Annotated in this window: 17 protein-coding genes and 1 riboswitch; of the genes, 1 reads left to right on the top strand and 16 read right to left on the bottom strand. The window is 54.1% G+C overall.

Annotated elements, in window-relative coordinates:
* Positions 1-60: 60 nt before the first annotated feature.
* From MKZ24_RS10945 to MKZ24_RS10910, 8 genes are all read right to left on the bottom strand, one after another.
* Complete coding sequence (locus MKZ24_RS10945; protein WP_340790133.1) at positions 61-777, bottom strand: glycosyltransferase; 717 nt, start codon at positions 775-777, stop codon at positions 61-63.
* The gene (locus MKZ24_RS10940) at positions 777-1778 is read right to left on the bottom strand and encodes an NAD-dependent epimerase/dehydratase family protein (protein WP_340782861.1); all 1002 of its coding nucleotides are present in this window, start codon (positions 1776-1778) and stop codon (positions 777-779) included. Before MKZ24_RS10940 ends, MKZ24_RS10945 begins: the two co-directional genes overlap by 1 nt.
* Positions 1775-2614, bottom strand: a complete 840-nt coding sequence (locus MKZ24_RS10935; RefSeq protein ID WP_042239242.1) for a dTDP-4-dehydrorhamnose reductase family protein — start codon at positions 2612-2614, stop codon at positions 1775-1777. Before MKZ24_RS10935 ends, MKZ24_RS10940 begins: the two co-directional genes overlap by 4 nt.
* Entirely contained in the window at positions 2611-3597 is a 987-nt protein-coding gene (locus MKZ24_RS10930) for a polysaccharide biosynthesis protein (RefSeq protein WP_042239245.1), read from the bottom strand. The genes MKZ24_RS10935 and MKZ24_RS10930 overlap by 4 nt, the downstream gene beginning before the upstream one ends.
* Positions 3587-4681 (bottom strand): non-hydrolyzing UDP-N-acetylglucosamine 2-epimerase, encoded by a 1095-nt coding sequence (gene wecB, locus MKZ24_RS10925; protein WP_340782856.1) that lies wholly within the window; start codon positions 4679-4681, stop codon positions 3587-3589. Before wecB ends, MKZ24_RS10930 begins: the two co-directional genes overlap by 11 nt.
* Positions 4682-5548: 867 nt before the next feature.
* Entirely contained in the window at positions 5549-7042 is a 1494-nt protein-coding gene (locus tag MKZ24_RS10920; protein WP_052416715.1) for a glycosyltransferase, read from the bottom strand.
* A gap of 424 nt (positions 7043-7466) precedes the next feature.
* Entirely contained in the window at positions 7467-8600 is a 1134-nt protein-coding gene (locus tag MKZ24_RS10915; protein WP_052416716.1) for a CgeB family protein, read from the bottom strand.
* A gap of 32 nt (positions 8601-8632) precedes the next feature.
* Positions 8633-9730 carry a CgeB family protein gene (locus MKZ24_RS10910; RefSeq protein ID WP_442950494.1) on the bottom strand — a complete coding sequence of 366 codons (1098 nt, stop codon included), beginning with the start codon at positions 9728-9730 and terminating at the stop codon, positions 8633-8635.
* 272 nt (positions 9731-10002) lie between these two features.
* Between MKZ24_RS10910 and MKZ24_RS10905 the strand changes: the two genes are divergently transcribed.
* Entirely contained in the window at positions 10003-10797 is a 795-nt protein-coding gene (locus tag MKZ24_RS10905; RefSeq protein WP_042239257.1) for an AAA family ATPase, read from the top strand.
* Between the two features lie 126 nt (positions 10798-10923).
* Here the strand turns inward: MKZ24_RS10905 and MKZ24_RS10900 are convergent, their stop codons facing one another.
* The 8 genes from MKZ24_RS10900 to MKZ24_RS10865 all read right to left on the bottom strand — a co-directional run bounded on the left by MKZ24_RS10900 (position 10924) and on the right by MKZ24_RS10865 (position 19654).
* On the bottom strand, positions 10924-11097 hold the full coding sequence (locus MKZ24_RS10900) for an aspartyl-phosphate phosphatase Spo0E family protein (RefSeq protein ID WP_081956676.1): 174 nt from the start codon (positions 11095-11097) through the stop codon (positions 10924-10926).
* Positions 11098-11193: 96 nt separating this feature from the next.
* Positions 11194-12627, bottom strand: a complete 1434-nt coding sequence (gene wsfD / locus MKZ24_RS10895) for a glycan biosynthesis hexose transferase WsfD (protein ID WP_042239260.1) — start codon at positions 12625-12627, stop codon at positions 11194-11196.
* A gap of 8 nt (positions 12628-12635) precedes the next feature.
* Positions 12636-14534 (bottom strand): LTA synthase family protein, encoded by a 1899-nt coding sequence (locus tag MKZ24_RS10890; RefSeq protein ID WP_340782837.1) that lies wholly within the window; start codon positions 14532-14534, stop codon positions 12636-12638.
* Positions 14535-14762: 228 nt separating this feature from the next.
* Positions 14763-15995: a hypothetical protein gene (locus MKZ24_RS10885; protein WP_340782836.1), complete on the bottom strand. Its 1233-nt coding sequence runs from the start codon at positions 15993-15995 to the stop codon at positions 14763-14765.
* On the bottom strand, positions 15995-16633 hold the full coding sequence (locus MKZ24_RS10880; RefSeq protein WP_340782833.1) for an RNA polymerase sigma factor: 639 nt from the start codon (positions 16631-16633) through the stop codon (positions 15995-15997). The genes MKZ24_RS10885 and MKZ24_RS10880 overlap by 1 nt, the downstream gene beginning before the upstream one ends.
* 264 nt (positions 16634-16897) lie before the next feature.
* On the bottom strand, positions 16898-18235 hold the full coding sequence (locus MKZ24_RS10875; protein ID WP_042239267.1) for a 5'-deoxyadenosine deaminase: 1338 nt from the start codon (positions 18233-18235) through the stop codon (positions 16898-16900).
* Between the two features lie 62 nt (positions 18236-18297).
* Positions 18298-18396, bottom strand: a riboswitch (purine riboswitch).
* 139 nt (positions 18397-18535) lie between these two features.
* Positions 18536-19060: a GNAT family N-acetyltransferase gene (locus MKZ24_RS10870; RefSeq protein ID WP_042239269.1), complete on the bottom strand. Its 525-nt coding sequence runs from the start codon at positions 19058-19060 to the stop codon at positions 18536-18538.
* A gap of 189 nt (positions 19061-19249) precedes the next feature.
* The gene (locus MKZ24_RS10865) at positions 19250-19654 is read right to left on the bottom strand and encodes a hypothetical protein (protein ID WP_216626658.1); all 405 of its coding nucleotides are present in this window, start codon (positions 19652-19654) and stop codon (positions 19250-19252) included.
* Positions 19655-19664: the final 10 nt, after the last annotated feature.

Genomic DNA, 19664 nt, shown 5'->3' with positions numbered 1-19664 from the left:
CAATTCACTTCCGGAGCATGGGCTTAATTCGTTGCACCCGCTTCTTTCTTCTACCCCTGCTTAACCGCCCATGGAAGCAATCAAGCGACTCAGCGGGGCATGATAGCGGGCATTGGTCGCAGCGGCTTCAGCCATGACGACATCATAATGTTTGATCGTCCCCATACCGTCATGCCGGCGGTAAGCCGTTAATGACTGATTAAGCATGACCGGAGCGTAACCGTTCAGGATAGCCCGGTACCACAGATCGTAGTCATGGGTATACGGAAGACCTTCATTGAACAGGCCTATGGCTCCGAATATTTCCCGCTTGAACATCACGGTGCAGCCGTTGATGGGATTACCCTGCAGGAAACAGCGCAAGTAGTCCAGCTGGTTATGAAACACGGCTGCTGCATTCAGCTGGGTCAGCTGCGAATCCCCGTTGATGAAGTTGAAATTGGTGTATGTGATCAGCAAACGGTTCTGCTCCATGAAAAGAACCTGGTTGTTGATCTTGTCACGATAGAACATATCATCCGAGCTAAGCCACACCACATAATCCCCTGTAGAATGGGCAATACCGTGATTCAGTGCGGAGGCAGTACCACCATTGGCTTTGCCCAGGTAGTGAATATGCTGCAAATATGGGGTAATGCGCTCTGCATGCATGAATGATCCGTCATCAACCACGATAATCTCATAAGGCTGCCAGGATTGAGCCAAGGCGCTTTGCAGCGCCTGCTCAATATAAGGGCAATTATAAAAGGGAATGATTACCGATACTCTGGGCTTCATCATATTCTTCCTTCCTTGCCGGCCCTTGTATAGCCGATAATGTCCGCAAGTGACCGGTCCAGACCGATCCCCGGCTTCCAGCCGAGAACGGCGGCATTGTCCTCAGGTTCTTCCTGCAGTACTTCTCTATCAGCAGATGCAGAGGAAGGCTGCACTGGAACGGCAGATGCTGGGGAACCAGCAGCCTGACCTTCCTCTGCATGCTGCGGTCCCCAGTCCATCTCCACCGGAACCGCCGCATGAGCCAGCAGCTTCCCGGCAATCTCCCCAAGCTCCCGCTGCGCCCCGGAGTCGATCCGGTAGATCTTCCCGGTCTCTCCTTGATCCAGAATATAGCCATAAGCTCTAACGGCATCACGCACATCCAGAAAGTCGCGCAGGACATGCCGCGAGGACAGCCTGAATGCTGCAGGCCGGGCTTCCCCCTTAGCGGCCGCCTCTTCACTGCGCACAATATGCCGTGCCAGTAAGGAACAGAAGCCGGTGGACGGTCCGGGACCAATCAGATTGGAGGGCTCCGCCATCAGAACAGGCTGTTTGAACAGCGTCCCCCAGGCCAGCGACACCAGTTCCTCCAGCGTCTTGCTGAGACTGTAGGGATGTGGCGGACCTGCCGCGGAATCCGGTCTGTATTTAAGCCGGGAGCCGGCCACCAGGATACGGCTGGCCGGCTGGAAACGCAGCGCCTCAAGCAAATACAATGTAGCCATTACATTAGTCTCCATATAGAGCAGCGGGTCTTGCCAAGACTCCGGAACCGAGTTCTTGCCTGCCAGGTGCAGCACCTGATCCGGCATGACCTCTCCAATCATCCCGGCGACAGCCTTACGGTCGCCGAGATCACAGATATATTGCTGAACGCCTGCCGGGAAGACGGAAGCTTCCGCTGCGCAGCGGCGTACCACAGCGGTCACTTCAGCTCCCTCAGCCGCAAAATAAGCTACGGCATGCCTGCCGGTAAAGCCGGCGGCTCCGGTTATCAGCAGCCTCCGGCCCTTCATGTCGGCATCTCTGAGCCGTGCATAAAGTCTGCGAGCTCCGCAAGCATCTCGGGATAAGACGGTAATTCGAAGTTCACGTCGCTCCTGGTGTTGACCAGCGTCCGGTCCTGAACATGTATCCGTTCGGGGATGATCTCGACATCCTCCTTATGAAATGCAGACTGCATCATCTGCAGCAGTTCATATTTGCTCACCGGCCGGGGATGGGCCAGATGGATCAGCCCGGACAGATCAGCGTCCAGCAGGGAACTGATCACTTTGGCCAGCTCCAGTGTGGTGACTCCGTTCCACATCACACGTTCATAGCCGGTTACCCGGCCCTTCTGGGCCAGGAACCATTCCATGAGCCCGATGCCGCCGGAGCGGATTTCGGGACCAATAATGGAGGTGCGGATCGTCAGGTGGCCGGGGTCACGCACTTCTCCAAGGCTTTTGGTGATGGCATAAACGGATGTGCCGTCAGTGGCATCCTCTTCCGTGTACCCGCCGCGTGTTCCTTCGAACACGCAGTCGGTACTGATGTGGATGAGCCGGGCATGGACGCTGTCCGCTGCCCGCCGCAGACGGTGGGGAAGGAATCCGTTGACATGGTAAGCGCCGATTACGTCACGTTCGGCGAATTGATTCAGTACACCCATTGCATTAATCATGCAATGGGGAGAGACGATTTCGACCAGTTTCTCTACGCCGGCAATATCATCGGCATCCACATACAGCCCGCCAAGATCGTTCTTATCCCGGGTTGTATGGAAGACGTGATGTTTGCCCTGGCGGCGAAAAAAATCCGCCAGCATGTGACCCGCCATACCGTTTCCGCCGAGGATAAGCAGCTTCACTTGAGGAACCCTCCCCGGATCAGAATGTCCTTGATCTCTGCCTGATCCATCAGATTGTTCTCCGAGCTGAAGCTGTTGAAGGACACATGCGGATATTTGCGGTAGTGCTCCTTCAGCTCCGGCATATCCAGAGTAGGAAGAATAACCAGATACTGCTCATCGTAGACAACGGTAGTTAAGCTCTCGAAATCACTCATGAGGATCTCATGGATTTTTTCCCCCGGGCGGATTCCAGCCTCGATCATACTGACATCTCTTCTGCCCGAAGCTTCGATTAGTACCTCCGCCAAATCCACAATCCGGCAGGTTGGCATGGTCATGACGAAGATCTCGCCGCCGATGCTGACCTCAGAGGCTTTGAACAGCAGCGTGATGGCATCGCGCAGGGTGAAGAAGAAGCGGGTCATATTCATATCTGTGATCCGCACTTGTCCCTTGTCCTTGATCTGCTTCATGAATAAGTGAACGACACTGCCGTTCGTACCCAGAACATTGCCGCCGCGCACCGTTACAAAGCGGGTGCCTGAACCGATCAGGTTGGCGTATACGAACAGCTTCTCACCGATCGCTTTGGTCATGCCGTAGAAGTTAGACGGATTCGCTGCTTTGTCGGTGGAGATGTAGATCGCTTTTTCCACATTATTGGCAATCGCTGCTTCGATTACATTCTGCGTGCCGACCACATTGGTCTTCAGCGCCTCGTACGGCTGGTCTTCACAGACAGGAACATGCTTGAGCGCCGCCAGATGGAACACATAATCCACTCCACGGCATGCAGCCACGAGGGCATCCTTGTCACGAATATCGCCGATGACGAAGCTGAGGCGCTTATCCTCATATTCACGGCTCATGGCTACCTGTGCAGACTCGCTGCGGGAGAATACGATGATTTCTTTGGGATGCTGCGGCAGCAGTTGCCGGATAAGCTCATGCCCCCAGGAACCGGTACCGCCTGTGACCAGAATCCGTTTATTATTGAACATGCAGGTTCCCTCCAAGCAGAAATTTAACTACTTTAACCGAGACATCGGGGGTCAGGTACCCTTCCGGCGCCTCCCAAGCAGGCTTAAGCGACGTCATCAGCCGGGTGCAGCGCAGAATGCTGTTGTGATCTATGCCGGACACTACATTACTTCCGCAATCGACCGTCTCCGGACGTTCTGTGGTCCGGCGGATGGTCACTGTCGGCACCCCCATCAGGCAGCATTCCTCTTGAACGGTGCCGCTGTCCGTAATGGCGCACAGCGCATAACGCTCCAGATGGACAAAATCAAAAAATCCGAAGGGCTCATGGAATTCCACCAGCGGGTTCATCGTCAGCGGGAACTGCTCCGTAAGCTTGGAGCGTGTACGGGGATGGATGCTGCAGATCAGGCGGAGTCCATAATGTTCAGCCACAAGGTTAAGTCCCGACATAATATGGAGCAGGGATTCAGGATCATCGACATTCTCGGCCCGGTGGGCAGTCACCAGCAAATACCGGCCTGCTTCAAGGTTCAGCCGGGATAAAATATCACTGGACCCGATTTGCTCCTCATAATGCGTAATCACCTCATGGATCGGATTGCCGGTTAACACGATACGCTGGCTGGGAAATCCTTCGCTGAGCAGATGTCTTTTACTCTGCTGGGTATAAGGCATATTTATGGTCGAGACGGCATCTATGACACGGCGGTTTTTCTCCTCCGGCACTTTCAAATCGTAGCAGCGGTTGCCTGCTTCCATGTGTACGACAGGAATACCCATCCGCTCGGCAAGGATTGCACACAGTGCACTGTTGGTATCGCCGAGCAGCAGAATCCGGTCCGGCTTCTCCTGAAGCAGGATACTCTCCAGGCTCCCGAACATGGCGGCCAGCTGGCCCCCGAGTCCGGCCTGCTTATCCTGCAGCACATAGTCGGGTGCGCGGAGTCCCAGCTCGGCGAAGAAAATCCCGCTGAGGCTGGCCGTGAAATTCTGTCCCGTATGCACCAGCACATGCCGCTCCGCATGCTCATCGAGCAGCGGAATGATGACGCTGAGGCGGATGATCTCGGGCCGTGTGCCCAAAATCGTCATGATCTTCATGGGTTCACTCCCCTTTGATTATGGCCTGCCCTTAAGGAAGGGCAGGCGGTTCTGTCAGAGCTGGCGCCGGTCCGGCGCAGCGGCGGTGCCGGCTCGCCGCCAGGAGCGGTGGATTCAGGGGCATTTGTGCCCCTGATTGGCGCGATTCCGGCGGGTGGAGCGGATTCAGGGGCATTTATGCCCCTGTTTAGGGCGATTCCGGCGGGTGGAGCGGATTCAGGGGCATTTATGCCCCTGTTTAGGGCGATTCCGGCGGGTGGAGCGGATTCGGGGGCATTTATGCCCCTGATTGGCGCGGTTCCGGCGGGTTGGGCGGATTCAGGGGCATTTATGCCCCTGATTGGCGCGGTTCCGGCGGGTTGGGCGGATTCAGGGGCATTTGTGCCCCTGATTGGCGCGGTTCCGGCGGGTTGGGCGGATTCAGGGGCATTTGTGCCCCTGATTGGCGCGGTTCCGGCGGGTGGAGCGGATTCAGGGGCATTTATGCCCCTGATTAGGGCGATTCCGGCGGGTGGAGCGGATTCAGGGGCATTTATGCCCCTGATTAGGGCGATTCCGGCGGGTGGAGCGGATTCGGGGGCATTTGTGCCCCTGATTGGCGCGGTTCCGGCGGGTTGGGCGGATTCAGGGGCATTTGTGCCCCTGATTGGCGCCGTTCCGGCGGGTGGAGCGGATTCAGGGGCATTTGTGCACCTGGTTGGCGCGGTTCCGGCGGGTTGGGCGGATTCAGGGGCATTTGTGCCCCTGATTGGCGCGGTTCCGGCGGGTTGGGCGGATTCAGGGGCATTTGTGCCCCTGATTGGCGCGATTCCGGCGGAGGCTGGCGCAGCGCCGGCAAAGTGCCGGTCCGCGGACTCCCCGCGGACCTCAGGCCGCCTTGCGCCGCCGTCTTCCCCGGCGGCGCGCATGGCCCGCGCGGCGGTGCTTGCCGCCGCCGCTGGACTTCCGGCGCGCGGAGCCTGCCGCGCGCTTCTTACGGCGCGGGCGCGTTCCCGCCGCGCGCGCCCGGGCTTTGGCGCGGCGGAGCCTGCCGCGCCGGAGCCTCGCGCCCCGCAGCCGTGCGGCGCGGCGCGAGGGGCGTACCCGCGGCGCCTCTGCCGCGGGGGCGTCCTCCCCGCCCGCCGGCGGAGCTGCGGGCGGGGCTTCTTCGGCGCCGCTGACTTGCGGCGGCGCGAGGCAGTAGCGGAGATGCCACCTCTCCGCTAAGCCGTGCAGGCGGGCGCGGTAAGCCGCCGGGCCGTAGACGGCCTCGATGCGTTCCCGCGCCAGGCTGCCAATGGCCGCCGCCATGGCCGGAGCGGCCAGCAGCGTGTTCACCCGCTCGGCCAGCGCACCGATGTTGGCCGCAGGCACAAGCAGCTCACCGCAGCCCGCAGCGTTCAGAATCTCCCGCAAGCCGCCGGAATCATAAGCGACCACCGGCTTGCCGAAGGCATAGCCTTCGAGCGCCGTCATGCCGAAGCCTTCACGGATCAGGCTGGGAACGACCAGCAGATCCATGGCGCAGTAGGCTGCGGGCAGACATTCTTCATATCCGACAAATCTGAACCGGGAGGTTAGCCCCTCCAGCTTCACTTTGCGGACACAGCGCTCATAATAGCTTTTGTCTCCAGGGGAGCCCACTACAATGTAACGGGCTGCCGGATGCTGCTCATGCACAAGGACAGCCATTTTGACGAAATGCTCCAGACCTTTTTCTTTATTAATGAAGGAAGAGACATAACCGATCAGCGGTTCCTCCGGTGCTATCTTCAGTTCATTCCGCCGTTCTCCCCGGAGCTTGCTCCAGGCCTCAAACATCATTTCCGTTTCATTCCAGGAAGGGGGAAGCTGGGTTACCTTGCCTTCACGGATATCCTCGGGGAAGCAAGCCGCAGCCGTCTGCGAGATAGCCAGAATCTCATCGCTGTAGTTATGGATCAGCTCCACGCTGATCGGAGTGAACTCGTTATCCGTAATAGTCTCGGAGATCTTCCAAACCACCGGAATACCCAGCGATTTCGCGGCCATCGGCGGCAGCGCGTGCACACAGGTACTGGAAATAATGAACGACGGGCGCACACCTGCAAGCCAGTCACTCAGCTCCTGATACTCCCGGCTCTCCTGAAGCTTGCGGATGTCTGCCGGAAGGCCGGCATATGGAGTGTACATTCCATAGACAAGCGGAATAGATAACAGCTGGACATCGATTCCGTAGCTCCGGGCCAGGCGCGTCAGCTTCCCGTCCTGCGGGGCTACGAGGATACAATTAAAGTAAGGAGACAGCTCCCGGCTGAAGAATAACAGCAGCTTCTCCGCACCCGTAATACTGCGTGTATTGGAGACATGGGAAAAGAGGACGATTGTAGCTTTGTCGGCCATGGTGTCTCGGCGCTCCCCTGCGAGGGGCTGTGGAGCAGCCATTCACCTCCCTAAAAGTTTTACGAAGCTTAGCATCAGGCATTCTCATCGCAGTAAAACTCGCTTCGGAAGCATAAACTTAAGTTTTACGAGCATTCACTGCAGAGCATTTCTTCGAGTAAAACTCGCTTCGGAAGCATAAACTTAAGTTTTACGAGCATTCACCGCAGAGCATTTCTTCGTGTAAAACTCGCTCCGTAAGCATCCGCTAACGTTCACGAATCATCACTGCGTCTTACTTACTTTCTTTCATCCGGAGGATATCCGCCGCAAGCAGGCTAACATCATAACCCGGTACTCCATCCAGTATATTGAGGGGGCACAGATGCCGGCACGACACCTGTCCCCTGTGATGCGCACATTTTTGAAGCATTCTGCGGGAGATTTAGCCGTAAATGACCGCCAGCAGCTGGTTCAGGCGTATGGTGTAGGTGTGGTCCTTCAGGGTCCGTTCAAAAGCGCGCAGCGCCATATCCCGGCGTTCCTCCTCATGCGTCAGGTAGAAACGGATTTTGTCCATCATTTCCTGCGGGCTTGAGAAGGTGTCAATCTCTTCCCCGACCTTATAAAAGGAACCCATGTCATCCCGGGCGTCGCTGAGCTGCAGCGTGCCGCTGGCGGCGATTTCGAAGGTACGGGGATTCGGCGATGCAGCCGGAATATACAGCGTATTGTTATTGGCTACTTCATCAATGTGGGAACGGTGCAGGTTGATGACAATCTTCGAACCGCTGTAGGTGACTGCCGTTTCCTGCGGAGACATCCATTTGCCGATCTCAATCCGGTCACCATAGATAGGCGCTTCCGGCAGACGGTCCCACCAGATTCCGTTAATTACCGTGTTGTAGCTCATCAGCTCCGGCATGATATCGCGGAAGAAATTGATCCGGTTCCAGTAAGCAGACCCGATGAAGCTGACATCGCGGCTGACCGGCGAACGTCCGGTAGTCGGGCGGTAATGCTCGCGGTGGGCGGCAAAAGGCAGATAATGAACTTCCGCGCAGCCAAGGCCGCGGTAGATTTCTATGCAGTTACGCTCCAGGGTGAATACATAGTCATAGTGTGCAACGATTTTCATAGTGAAGTCCGTGTAGTAAGGATCATCTGTAAGCCATATCGCCGTCTTGATTCCTGAGCTGCGTAGAATAGCAACCTGCTCCAGCGGTAAATCCAGACCGTCCAGAACCAGGACCAGGTCCGGACGCTGAGCCGAAGCCAGCTCTACCAGATTCTGACGGACATCGGTAATCGTCACTTGGGTGGTCAGTCTTTGCAGTGCGAAGAGTACCGCATCATCAAGTGGGGAATACGGATACCCTTTGCCTGAAGCCACGTACATGACATGGATATTGCGCACCGGAAGCGGTTCTTCCGGCCGGCCATCCAGAATCGCCAGGCGTCCGCGCAGGTAACCTTCGTCGTATCCAACCTTGAAGCCGGTCAGGCGGCCACTCAGTTTCTGCTCTTCTGCAGGAGTCCGCGGCAGAGGCGGCGCAGGCATTATAAATTGATTATTCATGTTTATTCGCTCCTTCTATCCCATAATGGATTTCACCCTTGTGCAGCAAGAACTCCCAGCAAATGAGGCAGACGCGCGGTAAACGTGTGGTGGCGCAGTGTCGTCTGCAGTCCCCGCAGCGCATACTGGCGGCGCTCCTTCTCATGCTTCAGGTAATAGTCAATTTTGCGCTTCAGCTCGTCGGCAGAGGCAAAGGTCTCCAGATCATGACCCGGACGGTAGTGGCTGCCCAGATCCTCACGGATATCAGTCAGCTGCATCGTTCCGCAGGCACTGATCTCATAGGTCCGGGGATTAATGGAGAGAGACGGCAGCTGGAAGGTATTCCGGTTGTCCTGCCCGCCTTCCCACGGACGGTGAATATTAATGACAAGCTTGGCACCGCTGTAATAGTTGGCCGTTTCCTCGGGAGGGATGAAGCCGCTTTTGATGAATGGAGACAGTTCTTCGAAGGTGTTCAGCCGTTCCCAGAAGCCGCCGGCGATCATCACCTTCTTGCCGCGGAGGAACGGGGCCAGCTCATCGAACAGCTCCGTCCGGTTGCGGAAGGCATTGCCGATAAACACAACATCGTATTGATACTGCGGTCCGGTACGGCGCGGGTAGAACATCTGCGGGTTGACACACAGCGGAAGGTAATGCACTGAAGTCACACCCAGCGAACGGTAGAATTCCACGCAGCCCAGTTCGTGGGTAAACACGTAATCATAGTGCCGGCAAATGACAGATGTGTCCTCGGTAAAATAAGGGTCATCCACAAACCAGATTGCTGCCGGAATACCCAATTTTCTTATTTCCGTGATTTGTTCCAGATGATTCTCGGGAAACACATGCAGCCCGTTCATCACAAGCACCGCTCCCGGCGACTCACGCGATGCCACCTCCAGCATGGTTTCCGGAGAACAGATAATTAGCTCACTGACCAGCTGCCGCAGCGCTTCTGCTACTCCCGTGTCTATCGCCTGAAACCCTTGGGGAACATACATCAGCTTAAACGGCCGGCATGCACCTACTACAGGAGTATTCAGACGCTTCACGGCTTCGCACAAGCCGAGATGGTACCCTTGCGTGTAACCGTCTCGGTAATCCCGCGGACGCACGTTTCTCTTTTTTGCTTTCACGGCCTTCACCCTGCCCCGTCATATTCTCAAGACAGTGTACTATATGCGGAGTCAGCATCCGCCTCATGGACATCTGTCTGTATCGCGGCGAAATTGGCACATGCCCCCTGTCTTTCGCCCGCATGGCCCGAACCTTTGCAGATTTCATCCACTCCAGTTCCCTGCAAAGTGAGGGGTTAGCGCCGAAGCCTTCAGTCGGGTACTTTGCGGGCACCCCAAAATTCATATAGAATCAAAAGATCAACCTTTCCATCTATCCGGCTAAGAGGAGGGATTTAGAAATGAGTTCGATGTATGACCCGATGCTCTATCTCCGCCATGTAGACCTGCTTCGTGAACAGGTGCCTTCCTTTGATACCTATCCGTTTAATCTGCCGGTGGTGCGGGCTTTGGAGCGGATTGCTTTTCAGAAGCAGGTTACATTCCTTGTAGGGGAGAACGGAACAGGGAAATCGACTGTACTGGAGGGAATCGCAGCCGCCTGGGGGTTCAATCCGGAAGGCGGAACGCTGAACTTCTCATTTAACACCCGAGCCTCGCATTCGAGTCTCTATGAATATCTGCGGATTGCCAAAGGGGTCAAGCGGCCGAAGGACGGCTTCTTCCTGCGTGCGGAGAGTTACTACAATGTGGCTACTTACATCGATGAGCTGGACGAGGAGCCCGTGGCGGGCTCGGAACGTTTTATCAAAGACTCCTACGGAGGTAATTCTCTGCATGAGCAGTCCCACGGAGAATCCTTCTTCTCCACTTTCGTCCACCGCTTCGGCGGACAGGGCATCTATATTCTGGACGAGCCGGAGGCCGCCTTGTCCCCCTTGCGGCAGATGTCGCTGCTGGTGCGGATGCATGAGCTGGCAGCACAGAACTCCCAGTTCATCATCGCCACTCACTCCCCGATTCTGATGTCCTACCCGGGTGCGGATATATTCCTGCTGGAGGGAGAGAATATCACGCCTGTGGCTCTGGAAGACACGGACCACTATGCGGTGACACGGGCCTTCATGACCGACCGGCAGAGAATGCTCCGTGAGCTGTTGGGTGATGATTATGCTTCGGATGCTTTGGACACATAATAGAAAACCTGCTCCAATGTCCAAAGAAGCTTATCCACAACAGACGAATATCTTATTTTCCTATACACTCAAAAAAGACACTTTAGCGGCACATCTGCCGTTAAAGTGTCTTTTGAATTTGATTCTCTAATAAAGCTGGTCGTCCTTCTCTGTATTGCAATCACTGTATTCATTTAGGAGCGCATCCAGCTTCACCGATTGGCGAAGCACCCTTACATCCTGCATCCCGTGTTCCAGGGCTAGTTTGTTCAGTTCCTGCCTTGCCTGTTCAATTCTGTCCTTGTAATCATCATTACGCATAGCGGCCCCCTTGTAGGATGAGGCTGTTCCAAGCCATTTTCCACTCTTTTACTAAAGTTCCAAACACATTGTATTCTATATTCTCAAAAGGGTCAATTAGAGGTTTTCAGCGCAAATAGGTTTCAGAAACATGACCAGCTTGTGCACCACCCAGCCAAACATAGCCACAGCCATCATATCGAAACAAACATTGAACAAAAACAGATGCTTGCCGATATCCGCCCGGCCGTCGCCGAGGATTGGCACCAGGAACGAGAATAGTCCAATCAGCCCCAGCAGCAGCAGCAGCTCTCCGGCGATCCGCCCCGCCGGTTCTTGTGCCCGGAAATAATGGTACAGCACTCCCGCGTAATAAACGAGATAGAACAAGACCAGGAAACCTAGCGAATTCGGAACATGATTATTTTTGAATTCACTCCACCCGCTGTATGCATAGGCTACGGCCCCTGCCGTCTTGCCCTCACTCTTCTCATAGCTTCCGAGATAATAGGGACGGATGGACATGCTGTTCCTGGCAGCATATTTCATGTTATCTATCAACCGGTTAGGATGCTTCATATAGAAGAAAAGTACATCTTTATGGGATACCCGGTCATAGAAGTCTGTTGTAAGCGAAGGATCATCCTGCTTGATCGCTGTATCTCCCTGAAAATAATTTGTACCCGCCAGCACTTCCAGCCGCTCCGGCAGCCCCAGATCGCGCAGATCCCCGCGTACATCCGGCGACTCGTTCAGAATTCCGAAGAAAACCGTCTGATAGAGGTTGATATGCTTGAGTTCCTTCGGCGCAGCCACATACATGATTACGGACACGAGCGCCGTTGCCACCGCGAACCGCAGCGCCAGCTTGCGCCAGCTGCCTGTTCCATTCAGTGTCCGCAGACGGAGGAAGATCAGCGCAAACGCCAGGCCGACGGGTGCATTCTGAATTTTGGAGCAGATCAGGAACAGCACGGCGATGAAGAAGAGCGTCAGTTCTTTGGGTGTCGGCCGTTCCTGCCCCGTCAGTCTCAGACCCAGCGCAAAGGTAAGCAGCATGAATACCATGGATACCGGTTCGCCGAATAAGGAGTTGAAATAGGCCAAATATCCGATATCATAAAAGACAAACAAAATGCCCGCACCCAGCAGCAGACCCGTAATATTGGAGCCTTTGGCCACCAGCTTCACAATCAGCCAAGTCGCGGTAAGCAGCAGCAGCCCATATACGCTGCCCAGCAGGCGGATATCAAAATAACTCCCGTGAACCAGCCCGGCGAGCAGTCTCGGAATCAGCACAATTAGAATCTGCGAGGAAGGATAAAAGCCCGTGAACAGATTTTCATAGGAAAACCTGGAATGACTGAAGCTGAAAAAGCGGTCGGCATAGCTCTCCGCAGCATCATAATAATTCAGTCCGATCGTATTCATCATCCGCAGGAAATCGCCGTTGTCCGCAACTCCAATGAATGGCCTTATGAACAGCAGGTAGATGATCAATATGGAGCCGGCCAGGGTTATGAGATATTCCGGTTTTAATAGTCTTTTCATAATTCCTCCTAGCGCTGCGGAAGCAGCTTCACATATTCATCGGACAAGCCCATCAGCTTCAGGATATAGTCATAATCGGTCTGATATTTACTGAAATCCTCCACCGGCTCATACGTATCCAGCGAGATGGCCTCTCCGTCCGCGAAGCTTTTCCCGGGCACGAACATCACCTCATCATTAAAAAAGGAGCCTGTAGGCAAATAATAGCGCATCCCTACCACATTGCTGTCAATGTTCAGCAGATCATGCCCAAAAGCGGTAAAGCCTTCATCCTTCAGCGATACCCCCAGCAGGTTGGCCACAGTAGGAAGCACATCCAGCTGTCCGCCGGTCCGCTCCACGGCCTGCCCCTCCTTCATGCCAGGCACATGAATGATGAGCGGAATATTGAAGCGGCTGATCCGGTCATCATACGGGATTCCTAGCGCTTCCTCCACCTGCTCCGCCGGGACATCCTTCGGCTGCAGGCCGAAATGGTCGCCGTACAGCACCAGCACAGTATTCTCCCACATGCCCTGCTGCTTCAGCCCGTCAATTAAAGTACCAACCGCATAATCCGTATAATTCACTGCAGTCAGGTAATCGCCCAGCATCGTGCCCTGCAGATCCTCCGGAACCTTAATCTTCTTGAAGCTGTCCGGAATCTGGAACGGATGATGGCTGGAGGCTGTTACAAGCTGGGCATAAAAAGGCGTACCCTTCTTCTGCACCGCTGCCAGCTTCTCCACGGCAGTAGCATACAGCTGCTCATCGGAAGCTCCGAAGGCGTTAAGGTGGTCATTCTTGAAATATCCCTTGTCATAATAGCCGTTGAAGCCTAGCGCCGGATACAGCTGATTGCGGTTCCAGAAGCCAACCTTGTTCACATGGAAAGTGTACGACTCATACCCTTTATCCCGCAGCAGACGCGGCAGGCCCGGCAGCTCCCGGTCTCCGAAGCCCGTTGACATCGCAAGTGTTGCAATCGGATAGATTGAGGTGTTGCTCATGAATTCCGCATCCGAGGTATTGCCCGGACCGACCTGCTGGAAGACATGCGGGAAATAAAAGCCCTCTCCGGCCAAGCCGTTCAGCACCGGTGTCAGCTCCTGCCCATCCAGTGACTGATGCAGCGGGAAATTCTGAAAAGCTTCCATTTGGATTACAATTACATTTTTACCCTTTTGCGATCCAAAATAATCCGGCAGTCCCCCTGCGATATCCTTATATGGATAACCAGCTTCCAGCGCCTCCACCTTGGCTATCGTTTCATTGATATCCCCGGTACCGGTGAGGCCGTTATCCTCCTGGGCCTTGATCGCCGCAACCACCTCATAGTTCAGAAATCCGGCGCTTTCCGCCTGAACCAGCTCATTCGTAATTCCGCGTGCAGAATCAATGGAATAGGCCGACAACGAACCGCCGCCGATAATAGCCACCAGCAGGGCGACCAGATAGACTCTCCGGGCTCTGCGTGAAGGCTGACTGCCACGCTGCTGCTGTACCGAACCATTCTTCCATCTGCGGAACAGCAAGTAGCTCATCATGATCACCAGATCGGCAAAAAACAGATAATCAATTAGCTCAATTGTAGATTCTACGCTTTCTTTCACCTGGAACACCTGATTTAGCTCATAGAGCGCCAGATAGGTCGGCACCGAGCCGAAGTGGTTGAAGTACACACTGGCCCCGAACAGCAGCAGCGACAATAAGCCATTTAAGCTCCAGTAGACAGCCTTCTTCATCCGCCCGGGCGTAATGACTGCGAGCACACCCATAATCAGCAGCACTGGTGCAATATCCGCAGCAATCCATTCCCACGCGATCCGGTCAAAAAACAAACCTCTCAGCAGCAGCAGCTTCAGCCAGACCAGTCCGATAACGATATAGAAATGAGCCTGCACCGGCGCATGTTTCTTGTCGTTCATAATAATACGATCCCCTCTTACTCTCTTTATTGAAAGTCTGTGTAAACTCTATTGCACTTTTCTGTAAAAGTTCAGATTTCTCTAGTATAGCAATACTTGAAATAGTTATCAAAACTGGAGATTCTATTAAAGTAAAAAGACGCCGCCCTGGCGGGGCATGCGTCCTGGTTAAAGCACTAATAATTCATTTGAAAATCAGGAATTCTATTCAGGGCTCATATTAAAAGATTATTCGACAGCGTCAGTCTGCTGCATCATGTAAAAGACTCCGTCCAGATTATATGAACCGGTAATCACAGTTGCTCCGTCCGGGCTTTTGAAGGCAATCGTACCTATGCCCGACATCTCTTTGACAAATGTATAATCCTCCAGCCGGATGCCGAACAATTCATCGGCGATGGCAGCAGCCGCAAGCTGAAGCTTGGCCTTATCCATATCCAGCATATCCATCAGATTCGTATTTGGATCGGCGGAGCTGAATGACTTCTCATCGTAGAGTGAAATATCGAGTACTTGAATTATTTCTTGTGTAGCATAGTCCATAAGTACTGTAGTAGCCCCATGTTCACTTTCTCCATAGGTTAGAACGAGTATATCCCACTTCGTGGCCACGGTGCGGCTGATTGAGTATAAGTGCTCTGTTCCCTGCTCTCTAAGCAGCTTTATCGATTTAAGACCCGCCTGCTTCACTTCCGCAGTCACCTCATCCTCGCCCATTCTGAACGTCGAGCTGCGGTAGACGCCGTTCTCGTAATCAATCTGCCCTTCCTCTGCTATGAGACCGTCATCGGTCTGTATGCCCTGCTCATCAGCGTTTGTCCCGTAGTGGACGGAATGGTGAAGCGCGGTAACTGTGAATTCCCCCTTGTAACCAGCTTTCCGCAGCTGATCCATCGCTTGATCAATGAATTTAGAATCGATTTCTTCAGGAGTGAAAAAGGTATCCATATACGTCCGCACTACCTTGCCAGTCTCTGTTTCAAACCAGATTTTAGCAAAACTATCGCCATCTTTAAATTCAGCCAGGGTTTCTTCTTCCCCCTCGAGCTGCTCTAGGTTCACAAAGGGAAGCTTCTTTCCCAGCTGCTCAAGCATTACCTGTTCAGCGGTCGCCCTGAGCCCTTCATCCGTAAGATCAACCTGGCCCGCAACCGGCGGATCGATTATTCCGGTGCTGCTTACCTGTAACGGATTAAAGCCGCCAGACCGCCCAAACCCATCGCCTCCCAGAACCAGCGCCCCGGCTCCGAACAACAACAGGAGGATGACGGCGGCGGAAAGTATCCGCAGGCGGATCACCCTGCGCTGCCGGCCGGATGACAGCACCTGGTGTAGTGAGGAACCGTCCATTCCAATCTGCCGTGCCACTCTATCGGCAGCTTCTTCCGTAAATTTCATTTCCGGAAACGGGCCTTTACGGGCCAGTTCATACCACTGCGGCTCCTGCTCACGCTTATCCATTACTCCATCCTCCTTAGTTTGTCCTGGATTTTATGACGCGCGCGGTGCAGCCTCGATTTGACGGTGCCGGGGGATATCCGGATCAGCTCAGCGATTTCCCGGACCGACAGCTCTGCCTTAAGATCAAGCACCAGCACCTCACGCAGCTTATCCGGCAGCTTCATTATCATGCTCCAGATCTCATCCACCTGCCGGTTACCGAGATATTCCATCTCCGCCGAACGGGCAACAGCCGCCTGCCCCGCAGCATCCTGCCGCTCCTGAGGCGCAGCAGGTAACGGCTGCATCCCGCCCCACAGCCCAGAGCGGAAAAACCGCGATTTGCGGTAGGAGAATACCGTATTGCGGGCAATCGTGAACAGCCAGGTTTTGAGCGAGGAAGCTCCCCGGAAGGTTCCGATCCGGTAATAGCATTTGATGAACACCTCCTGCGTGAGCTCGTCCGCCTGATCACTGTTTTTAGTCAGAAAATAAATATAATTCCACACATCTTCCCCATAAAGCTTCATTATCTGCCGCAGCTGCTCTTCACTGATAGCCTCCGCCTGCTCCAATCCATCCAGTTCCAATGGGTTCACCTCACTATATTTGACCTCAAGAGTGGAGGGTGGGTTCACTTTTTCTAATAAAAATTTCATTCATCCTATCATCCAGCCTGCCTATAATACAATATTTCCGCCGATACAGCGTGTATTTTACCAAGTAGAAACGGCTACACCGTCCTTTTAAAGGACGGCTTCCGTTTCAGCGAGAAAGATAAGGAATATTTATTGCGCGAAGCATATAAATTCTTATCTCTTCAAAAAAAACAGAGGACCGGGGTCCCCTGCATCGTATTTAGCTTGAACTAGAGCTTTGCCCAGTGTTCGCCTAGACTTGTAGCTGCGTTAAAATGCCAGCCGCTACCCCAGCGGGGTGTTCACCAGCAGTCTTTTGATGGAACGGTTAGCTTCATGGAGCACGGTTTCCTTATCGACGGTCTTCAGCAAGCCCTTATGCATCAGGATTTGTCCGTCCACAATCGTCGTTTCCACATCCGCACGGGTGGCCGAATAGACAATCCGCGAGATTGGATCTACATCATAGGAAGGGAAGGTATGGAAATTGTACAGGTTGAGGATTGCCAGATCCGCTTTTTTGCCAACCTCGATACTGCCGATTTGATCCTCCATGCCCACCGCCTTCGCGCCGCCGATCGTTGCCATCCGGAACACACTTCTGGCGTCCATCGTGGTCGGCCCATGCTGCGGCTTCTGGATCACCGCCGCCAGACGCATTTCATTGAACATATCCAGGTTGTTGTTGCATGGAGCACCATCCGCGCCAAGGCTAAGATGGATGTGATCATGCAGCATTCCCGGAGTGTCGGCGATGCCGGAGGCCAGCTTCAGGTTGGAGCCCGGGCAGTGGCTGACATGAACTCCGCGGTCCCGCAGAATCCGCTTCTCCTCCTCATCAAGCCAGACGCAGTGGGCCAGAATCAGGCGCTCATTAGCCAATCCCAGATGATCCAGATACACCACGTTACGCATACCGGTCATCGCCTGTACAATCTCAATCTCCCCCAGATTCTCGGAAGCATGGGTGTGCACCTTGACCCCGTAATATTCCGAGAGATTACGTACCTCTTTCAGCAGCGGCTCGGTGCAGGAAATGACAAAACGCGGGGAAAACGCATATTGAATCCGCCCGTTGCCATATCCATTCCACTTCTCCAGCAGATCCACGCTCTCCTGAAGAGAAGCTGCGGTATCCTCCTGCAGCGCCGCCGGTGCATCCGCATTCTTCTGATCCATCATCACCTTGCCGGACAAGGCGCGGATGCCGCTTTTTGCGATTGCCTGGAAGGCAAAGTCTGTATGATTCACCGTCTCCATATCCACAATGGTCGTTGTGCCGCTTGTAATTAACTCCCCAATGCCGAGCATAGCGGAATAATACAGCGACTCCTCATCATGCGCCGCCTCCAGCGGCCAGATCCGCTTGCGCAGCCAGTCCATCAGCTCCAGATCATCGCCTTTGCCGCGGAACAATGTCTGGCACAGATGAATATGGGTCTGCACAAAGCCTGGAATCACCGTGCGGTTCTTGGCATCAATTACCGTCTCTTCCCCCTGCGCCTCCAGGCCGCTGCCGATCTCCACAATCAGATTATCCTTGATGCGGATATCCCCGTATATAATCTCCTCTTGCTTGTTCATTGTAATAATCTCCGCATGCTTGATCAGGATGTTCGCCATAACCCATTCCCCCTTGTTCTGTTGATGTCCAGCTGATGACTAACACAAAAAGGCCACAAAAATATGCCTCAGCATATTTTCGTAGCCAGAAATTTACGGTTCCCGGTAGAGACCCTTAAACCAATTATTAAGGATATACGAAAAGGACTATTCAATTGCTTCTGAATAATCCCATCATAAAGTAAAGACAACTTTTCTGTCAACACAAGTTATAAATATTAACATAAAACTATTTCGAACAGATTAAAATGAAATATTCGCAATTATTATCCTTATATATGTAATATAACATTACATAAACTACCCAGTAATCTCCTTCAGCACCTTCTCAAATACAGGAAAAGCCGCTACCCGGCCGGGAAAATGAATCTCGCCTCTCTGCACATAGCCAAGTGAAGGATAAATCTTCAGTGCCCTCTCGTTCTTCGCATAAGTGTCCAGCCGGATGCTGCTGTACCCGCTGCTGCGGGCGAGCTCTTCGGCGAATGCAATCAGCTGGCGGGCAATCCCTTTGCCCTGAATCTCAGGATGCACTGCAAGCCGGTGCATCATCAGATGCTGGCCTGTCTGCTGCGTCCATTCCACAGCTTCATATTGCTCAGCCTGATTCTCATCCAATACAAGAATACCGGCAATGGCCCCGTTGTCTATACAGACAAATAATGTACCTGCATCCATATCCCCCATAAGGACTTCGTGGTTCGGGTAGCTCTCATCCCACTGATCGCTTCCGCCTGCCTGCATAACTTGTACACATTTAGAAATCAGATCCATAATCTCCCCGATTTCGCTACTCTGTGCTCTACGTATCTCATTCAGAGTCATGTATAGCCCCCGCTTTCCTACCCGGCATTTGAACCCGGTAAAGTTCTGTTAAGAAGTCTACCATATCCGGGCGAAAATTCCGATAGGCCGCCATTTCCAGTCTCGTCCATAGGCTATAGAGGCGGCAGGAGAACTTGCCAACCTCTATAGCCGTTCACCTTCTACTTCTAGGCCACGGCCGCTGCTCTCTCAGCCCAGCTCCAGCTTATGCCCGTCCTCGAAGCCCTTGGCGAAACCTGCGTCGAACCCCACGTTGTATGCTTCGGTGTAGCCCTGCTGAAAGGCGTCTCCCGGCGGCAGCTCCGGAGGGACGCCCAGATCCGGGGGGAGCGGGACTACCTGCGCTACCGGCGGCGCTTCGACTGCCGGAACAACCTGTACCGGCGGCTGAACCACATGCACCCTGCGGACAAGCCGGCGGCGGAGTCTTCTTTTCTTACGCAGCAGCGGCGCTCTCTTGCCCGTCTTGCGGATCAGTCCTCTGCGCGTTTTGCGTCCAAGGCCTCTGCGCACCCTGGTCTTCCGTGACAACAGCAGTGTGCGTCTGCGGCCCTTGCTGCCTGAGCGCAGCTTGCCAAGTCTCTTTCTCTTCATCTGTCTACTC

Source organism: Paenibacillus sp. FSL R7-0297, assembly GCF_038009025.1.
Taxonomy (GTDB): domain Bacteria; phylum Bacillota; class Bacilli; order Paenibacillales; family Paenibacillaceae; genus Paenibacillus_AQ.
Note: the sequence above shows the minus strand (reverse complement) of the source record. Positions and strands in the feature narration are given on the sequence as shown.

Coding starts and splice junctions, on each gene's coding strand:
- MKZ24_RS10885 (WP_340782836.1), bottom strand. CDS start 15,995: ATGGATAAGCGTGAGCAGGAGCCGCAGTGGTATGAACTGGCCCGTAAA.
- MKZ24_RS10940 (WP_340782861.1), bottom strand. CDS start 1,778: ATGAAGGGCCGGAGGCTGCTGATAACCGGAGCCGCCGGCTTTACCGGC.
- wecB (WP_340782856.1), bottom strand. CDS start 4,681: ATGAAGATCATGACGATTTTGGGCACACGGCCCGAGATCATCCGCCTC.
- MKZ24_RS10880 (WP_340782833.1), bottom strand. CDS start 16,633: ATGAAATTTTTATTAGAAAAAGTGAACCCACCCTCCACTCTTGAGGTC.
- MKZ24_RS10890 (WP_340782837.1), bottom strand. CDS start 14,534: ATGAACGACAAGAAACATGCGCCGGTGCAGGCTCATTTCTATATCGTT.
- MKZ24_RS10905 (WP_042239257.1), top strand. CDS start 10,003: ATGAGTTCGATGTATGACCCGATGCTCTATCTCCGCCATGTAGACCTG.
- MKZ24_RS10945 (WP_340790133.1), bottom strand. CDS start 777: ATGAAGCCCAGAGTATCGGTAATCATTCCCTTTTATAATTGCCCTTAT.
- MKZ24_RS10870 (WP_042239269.1), bottom strand. CDS start 19,060: ATGACTCTGAATGAGATACGTAGAGCACAGAGTAGCGAAATCGGGGAG.
- MKZ24_RS10865 (WP_216626658.1), bottom strand. CDS start 19,654: ATGAAGAGAAAGAGACTTGGCAAGCTGCGCTCAGGCAGCAAGGGCCGC.
- MKZ24_RS10920 (WP_052416715.1), bottom strand. CDS start 7,042: ATGGCCGACAAAGCTACAATCGTCCTCTTTTCCCATGTCTCCAATACA.
- MKZ24_RS10875 (WP_042239267.1), bottom strand. CDS start 18,235: ATGGCGAACATCCTGATCAAGCATGCGGAGATTATTACAATGAACAAG.
- MKZ24_RS10930 (WP_042239245.1), bottom strand. CDS start 3,597: ATGTTCAATAATAAACGGATTCTGGTCACAGGCGGTACCGGTTCCTGG.
- MKZ24_RS10900 (WP_081956676.1), bottom strand. CDS start 11,097: ATGCGTAATGATGATTACAAGGACAGAATTGAACAGGCAAGGCAGGAA.
- MKZ24_RS10915 (WP_052416716.1), bottom strand. CDS start 8,600: ATGAATAATCAATTTATAATGCCTGCGCCGCCTCTGCCGCGGACTCCT.
- wsfD (WP_042239260.1), bottom strand. CDS start 12,627: ATGAAAAGACTATTAAAACCGGAATATCTCATAACCCTGGCCGGCTCC.